5 protein-coding genes are annotated in these 6,259 nt (G+C 48.5%); 3 read left to right on the forward strand and 2 right to left on the reverse strand.

Translation table 11 applies throughout. The features are described 5' to 3' along the window. Positions 1-894, reverse strand: coding sequence for a UTP--glucose-1-phosphate uridylyltransferase GalU (gene galU, locus Afil_RS02770; RefSeq protein ID WP_230266993.1), 894 nt, complete (start codon positions 892-894; stop codon positions 1-3). 244 nt (positions 895-1,138) lie between these two features. Between galU and prfA the strand changes: the two genes are divergently transcribed. Genes prfA through Afil_RS02785 form a run of 3 tightly spaced genes read left to right on the forward strand, consistent with a single transcriptional unit; the run spans position 1,139 to position 3,943 of the window. Continuing rightward, positions 1,139-2,218: a peptide chain release factor 1 gene (prfA, locus tag Afil_RS02775; RefSeq protein ID WP_230266994.1), complete on the forward strand. Its 1,080-nt coding sequence runs from the start codon at positions 1,139-1,141 to the stop codon at positions 2,216-2,218. Further along, positions 2,215-3,093: a peptide chain release factor N(5)-glutamine methyltransferase gene (gene prmC / locus Afil_RS02780; RefSeq protein WP_230266995.1), complete on the forward strand. Its 879-nt coding sequence runs from the start codon at positions 2,215-2,217 to the stop codon at positions 3,091-3,093. The genes prfA and prmC overlap by 4 nt, the downstream gene beginning before the upstream one ends. Beyond that, positions 3,080-3,943 (forward strand): methionyl aminopeptidase, encoded by an 864-nt coding sequence (locus Afil_RS02785; protein ID WP_230266996.1) that lies wholly within the window; start codon positions 3,080-3,082, stop codon positions 3,941-3,943. The genes prmC and Afil_RS02785 overlap by 14 nt, the downstream gene beginning before the upstream one ends. A gap of 516 nt (positions 3,944-4,459) precedes the next feature. Here Afil_RS02785 and Afil_RS02790 read toward each other — a convergent pair. Further along, complete coding sequence (locus Afil_RS02790; protein WP_230266997.1) at positions 4,460-5,761, reverse strand: IS30 family transposase; 1,302 nt, start codon at positions 5,759-5,761, stop codon at positions 4,460-4,462. Positions 5,762-6,259: the final 498 nt, after the last annotated feature.

Raw genomic sequence — 6,259 nt, forward strand, 5'->3', positions numbered from 1 at the left:
CTACTTGCTTACTTTCTTATAGCCGAGCGATTCAATGATGTCTTCCATGGCTTCGCGCGTATCGTCGCGGTTGAGTGCGAATTCGATCTGCGCCTGGAGGAAGCCTTTGCGATCGCCGACGTCATAGCGTCTGCCGTCGAACTGGCAGGCGTAGACGGTATCTTCCTTGGCCAGACGGTCAATGGCATCGGTCAGCTGGATTTCGTTGCCTTTGCCGGCTGCCTGGGTTTCGAGCTTTTCGAAAATGTCCGGTCCAAGAACGTAGCGGCCAAGAATGGCCATGTTGCTTGGCGCGTCTTCCTGCGCGGGCTTTTCAACGAACGTGGAAACGGTCATCAGGCCGTCTTCGATTTTTTCCAGCGGGTCGATAATGCCGTACTTGGAGACATTTTCTTCAGCGACTGGCTGAACGCCGACAACGCTGCATCCGGTCGTTTCATACACGTCCATGAGCTGGCGAATGGAGCCTGGTCCACCGGCATTGATGACGATGTCATCGCCGAGCAGAACGGCGAACGGTTCATTGCCGACAAAGCTCTTGGCACAGAGAATGGCGTGGCCAAGACCTTTTGGCGTTTTCTGACGAACCGATACGATGTTGACCATATCGGTAATTTTCTGGATCATTTCCAGATGTTCCAGATCGTTGCTGGCTTTGAGCTTTTCTTCCAGTTCAAAGGAGCGGTCAAAATGGTTTTCAATGCTCTGCTTGTAGGAATTGGTAATCAGGCAGATTTCTTCGATGCCGGAATTTACGGCCTCTTCAATAATGTACTGAATCGTGGGAATATCCACGATGGGAAGCATTTCCTTCGGGATGGCCTTGGTCGCCGGGAGAAAGCGCGTTCCAAAACCTGCTGCCGGAATGACCGCTTTGCGGACTTTATGTTTCATAGGTTCTCCTTTACCCGCATATCCTGCGGAGCGAAAGTGAAATATTCATAACGCTTACCTATTATTCTATCCGGAACGGATAGGGGCTTCAACCTTGCCCGGCGCAGGGGGAAATTGTCCGAAACCTCAGAGTGGGCACAAAAAAATCATAAAAGACTTGACAAAGGGTGAGCGAAAAGCTGTTTGCTATAATGAAAACGATACGAACAAGAATACAGACTCAGAGGGAAGGATGAGATAAACAATGGCAAAAATGGAAGAACGTCTCGACAGGCTTGCAGCGCGTCTGGATGAGATTAATGAAAAAATGATGGATCCAACGGTTGTCAGCGATCGCCGGCAGATGTCCAAACTTGGACGGGAAGCCAACGAACTGACACCGATTGTAGAAACCTATAACGAATACAAAGCAGCAGTTTCGGAACTGGAGGACGCCCGCGTGCTTCTCGAAGAACATGATAAGGAAATCCGGGAAATGGCCCAGATGGAAATCACGGAACTCGAACCGAAAATTGACGATTATATTGCTCGCCTCGAACTTCTGCTCGTTCCGACCGATCCGAACGATTCTCATAACGCATTCATGGAAATCCGCGGAGCAGCCGGCGGCGACGAAGCCAATATTTTCGCAGGTGACCTGTACCGCATGTACGCCAAGTACGCTGAAGGCAAAGGCTGGAAAGTCGAAGTGACGGATGCAGAAGAATCCGAAGCCGGCGGCTATTCCCTGATTGCTTTTAAAGTCAGCGGCCAGCATGCCTATGGCACTTTGAAATATGAGAGCGGATCGCACCGTGTACAGCGCGTTCCAAAGACTGAGTCGCAGGGACGCATTCAGACTTCGACCGCGACAGTTCTGTGCTATCCGGAAATTGATGAAGAAGATTTCGATATCGATATGAACGATCTGGAAATCGAGACCATGCGTGCGTCCGGAGCCGGCGGTCAGCACGTAAACAAAACGGACTCCGCTGTCCGCGTTATTCATAAGCCGACCGGCATCGTCGTTAAATGCCAGGACGGCCGTTCCCAGCATGAAAACCGTGCGACGGCTCTGGCAACGATCGCTGCACGTGTCAAAGAAGAACATCAGCGCGCCATCGACGAAAAGAACGAGGCAGAGCGCAAGACCAAAATCGGTACCGGCGATCGCGCGGAAAAAATTCGTACGTACAACTATCCGCAGAACCGTGTCACCGATCATCGCATCGGCTATACCGTAAACCAGCTCGACCGCATTATTGACGGCCGTCTGGAAGATCTGATGCAGGCGCTGCAGAAAGCGGACCAGCAGGCGAAGCTGGCTGGAGAATCGCTGTCATGATGCGTTACCGCGATCTTCTGAGCGAAGGCAAGGATCGCATGGTAGCGGCTGGTCAGTCCGATCAGGCGGCGATGCTTCTGCTCAACGAGCTCTGCCAGAAAAAGGACATCAATCTGTATATGGATATGGATGAAGAAGTCGATCCGGAAATTCAGACCGACTATCTTGAGGGGATTCACCGCATGGAAAAAGGCGAACCGCTCGGCTATGTCCTTGGCTATGAAAACTTTTATGGATACGACTTTACCGTCAATGAAAACGTGCTGATCCCCCGTCCGGAAACAGAAGAACTGACCGGGCAGGTTCTGATTCAGTGCGATGTGCTGTGCGAGCAGATTGAACACCCTGTTGTGTTTGATGTAGCCACCGGAAGCGGCGCCATCGGAATTACCCTTTCCCTGGAAAACGATCAGATCGACGTGTTCGCTTCCGATATTTCCCGGGAAGCCCTCGAAACGGCCTACGCCAACAATGAACGGTTAGGCGGTTCGGTTGTTTTTGTACAGGGCGATATGCTGGATCCGTTTATTTCCCGCAATATGCACTGTGACCTTCTGGTGTCTAATCCGCCTTATATTCCGAAAAATGAAAAAATGGATCACAGCGTTGTGGACTATGAACCGAACGTGGCGCTGTTTGGCGGCGAAGATGGCCTTTACTTTTACCGGAAGATTTTCCAGAAAGCGGATCAGGTGCTCAATCCGGGCGGCGTGATGTGCTTTGAAATGGGCTGGGACCAGGGCGATCGTCTGAAAACGCTGGCTGCCAAGTTCTTCCCGGAAGCGGAAGTAACAGTCCTTAAGGATATCAATGGAAAAGACAGAATTCTGATTGTTCAGATGGAGAAAGAAGGAACTAAACATGACCATGCGTAACGATCCGTGCTGGTGCGGAAGCGGAAAGAAATACAAAAAGTGTCATGAAGCGTTTGACCGGACACTGATGGACCTGAAGAAAAAAGGGTGCAAGGTGCCCACGCATAAAATGATCAAGTCCGAAGAAGATCTGAAGTGGATCCGTGAAGCGGCGAAAGTCAATAACGGCGCGCTCGACCTGGTGCAGTCCAAAATCAAGGCGGGCATGACGACCAACGAAATTGACAAGATGGTTCATGACTACACGATCGAGCACGGCGGCATTCCGGCCTGTCTGGGCTACGAAGGCTTTCCGAAAAGCTGCTGCACGTCGATTAACGATCAGGTTTGCCACGGCATTCCAGACGATACCGTTCTGGAAGACGGCGATATTGTCAACGTCGACTGCACGACGATCGTAAACGGCCATTATGCGGATGCATCGCGCATGTTCTGCATTGGCGAAGTCAGCCCGGCAGCCAAAAAGCTGGTGGATGTGACGAAAGAATGTCTGGAAGCAGGCATTGCGGCCGTGAAGCCGTGGGGACATCTTGGAGATGTCGGCGCAGCAATTCAGGAAATCGCGCACGCCAACGGCTATTCCGTCGTTCTGGACTACTGCGGTCACGGAGTCGGCAACGACTTCCATGAAGATCCGATGGTCCAGCATGTGGGAACACGCGGGACGGGCATCATTCTTGCACCGGGAATGGTGTTCACCATTGAACCGATGATCAATGAAGGCGTATGCAGTCTGTTCATCGACGCTGATAACGACTGGACCTCCTATACGGATGACGGCAAGCTCTCAGCACAATGGGAACATACGATTGCGGTTCACGATGACGGCGTGGAAATCATCGCCTGGTAAGCTTCAAAAACAGATTTTAGTTTTTCAATACGGCAGGATACTTTCAGAAAACGAAAGTATCCTGCTTTTTTACGAATCTGAGGATAGCAGCTACTCTCCGATCCGCACATGGCGACAGGGAATAGCCGTCCAAACGTGTCTTAAAAAATCAGAATCTTAAAAAGAAACGAATAGAGTGAAAAAAATCCATATAAAAATGGTGAATTGGATGAATTGAAATAGTAAACGCAACCATTGAACTGATAAAAACGAGCGTTCCATTTACTGTTTCAAAAATCTACTTTTCCTCTCAATTTCCTTTATCTAAGCCAGGAAACTGAGGGGATTTTTCTTTTACCAGGGCCGCGTTTCGCCTTTTCTGTGCTTCCATGCTAAAATTTTTGAGTTGGAAGGACTAAATGCAACCACGACAAAAAGAGCAGTTGATTAGTGTATTTTTTTGCTCCGATACTAAATGCAACTGCCAAATATGTGAATTAAGGTGTGTTCGTTCTCCTTCTTAACTCTAGTTATTGTTTAGCGAGTTAACAGATCTGGCTTCAAGTGGACAGAAGCCGGATCTATTTTTTTGATTCCTAGTTTTTCCAGAATTTCAGAAGATTTTTCCAGAAAGCGGAAACAATCGTACGGGGTATGACCGTGCAGACTTTTTAATCCATATGAGTTGATATGCGAGATGGCGATGTTCAGCTGCTCCTGACTGGTCAGTCCCAGCTTGACTAAATCAAAAATATGGCTGCCTCGGTTCTTCAGGAAAATTCTCCTTAAAAGAAGATGTTTGTTCTCAACGGAGGTTTTCTGGATGGACTGCATCGGATCGCAGTAAAACACTTTCACACCGAGTGCTTCGATTTCTTCGACTGCAGTAAATTCTGAACCGCGATCGGTCAGAATCACCGCGAACAGTCGTCGGAAAGTCTGGGCTCCAAGCTGATCGTGGAGAGTTTTAAGCCCTTCATACATCGCCTGAGCGGTCTTTTCTGTGTGGTAGACAGCGAGAAACAGATGGTGCGGATCGCGAAATAGAAAAGTCTGCATGAATGGCCCGTTGGTTACGTCGTTATAGACCGTATCCATTTCAACTACCGATACATTTGGGTGTGAAGCGAGGTGTTTCTGAAAATCCTCATAAGTTCGGCCTCGAACCACAGAATTGTCTTTCCGCTTTTTCGTTTTGATAGAGGGCTTGAATCGGATTTCTCGCTTTACCTTAAGGGGGAGATCGATATTTAAGACTCCCTGATCGGCTAATTCCCGGTGTTCGATCCAGGTATAGACAGTACGCTCCGTTACTGGGATCTCTGGGCAGCGCTGACAGATAGAGGAAAGAGACTGCCCGTTTTTAACTCCTTCACTGATGATGCGTTTCACATATTGGAATTCTTCACCGGTAAGGTTGATCCCAGTGCGTGATTCTCTAAGAGTTTCTTCGTACTCCTCCTGCGCCTGTTTCGCTTTGTAGAGGCGCTTTTCGAGTTTGCATCGCCGAGGCCGATGGGCTTTAGGACATCCGTTGCACAATCCTTTTTTGTCTCTGAATTCGCGAGGAATCGGCTTTCGCTTTTTACATGGAGATTTACAAATCCCGTTGTCAGGGCTGCATTCATGAATACAGACGCAATCCCAGATGACAGCTTTACCGTTGGAATCAGATTCCTTAAGACACGGCTGAAAGGAAATGTGCGTTTTGACTTCGCGGCTGACGGTGCTTTTAGACTTGTCGATCTGTCGGGCGATTTCAGGCATAGAAAGCCCCTGGTCCAGACTGTCTTGAATCAGTTTTCGAGTGACAGCGTTGAGATGTTTTTGATTAGGCATAAGGCCCTCCTGTCTGTTTTGGAAGGAGAACATAGAAGACTGGCCGAATCGGTCAGTACATTTTTCGCTAAACAAGAACGACCTTAGGTTATCTGGACTGAAGGACTAAACGCAACGATTGTGGTTGAAGGACTAAATGCAACGAGAAAGAGTTCAATGGTTGCATTTACTATTTCAATTCACTACCTTCTTTTCGTACACAAAACCAACATTTTATCAGTGCCCGAAACCTGCAAAATTACAGTACCCTTAACAGAAGACATATGGCTTCACCTTTAAGATGAAATAACCAACGGCCGGAATCCCCGTATTTATAGCGGATTCCGGCCGTTTTGCGTTTCCTTTGAATTATTCAGGTCATCAGTGATAAAGTAAGCGTCAAATAAAAGACGGGTATTTTCTCGACCGCCTCCTTGGGATAATTCCTTTATTCAAGGAGGCTTTTTCATGGAATCAATCATCCCTGCAATCGATCTCGGTATCGATTTCTCCAAAGTT

This window comes from Allobaculum fili, assembly GCF_020969955.1.
GTDB classification, from domain to species: Bacteria; Bacillota_I; Bacilli_A; order Erysipelotrichales; family Erysipelotrichaceae; genus Allobaculum; species Allobaculum fili.

Bases quoted from the DNA above. Each gene is read 5' to 3' on its own strand.
- galU (WP_230266993.1), bottom strand. From the start codon at position 894: ATGAAACATAAAGTCCGCAAAGCGGTCATTCCGGCAGCAGGTTTTGGA.
- prfA (WP_230266994.1), top strand. From the start codon at position 1,139: ATGGCAAAAATGGAAGAACGTCTCGACAGGCTTGCAGCGCGTCTGGAT.
- prmC (WP_230266995.1), top strand. From the start codon at position 2,215: ATGATGCGTTACCGCGATCTTCTGAGCGAAGGCAAGGATCGCATGGTA.
- Afil_RS02785 (WP_230266996.1), top strand. From the start codon at position 3,080: ATGACCATGCGTAACGATCCGTGCTGGTGCGGAAGCGGAAAGAAATAC.
- Afil_RS02790 (WP_230266997.1), bottom strand. From the start codon at position 5,761: ATGCCTAATCAAAAACATCTCAACGCTGTCACTCGAAAACTGATTCAA.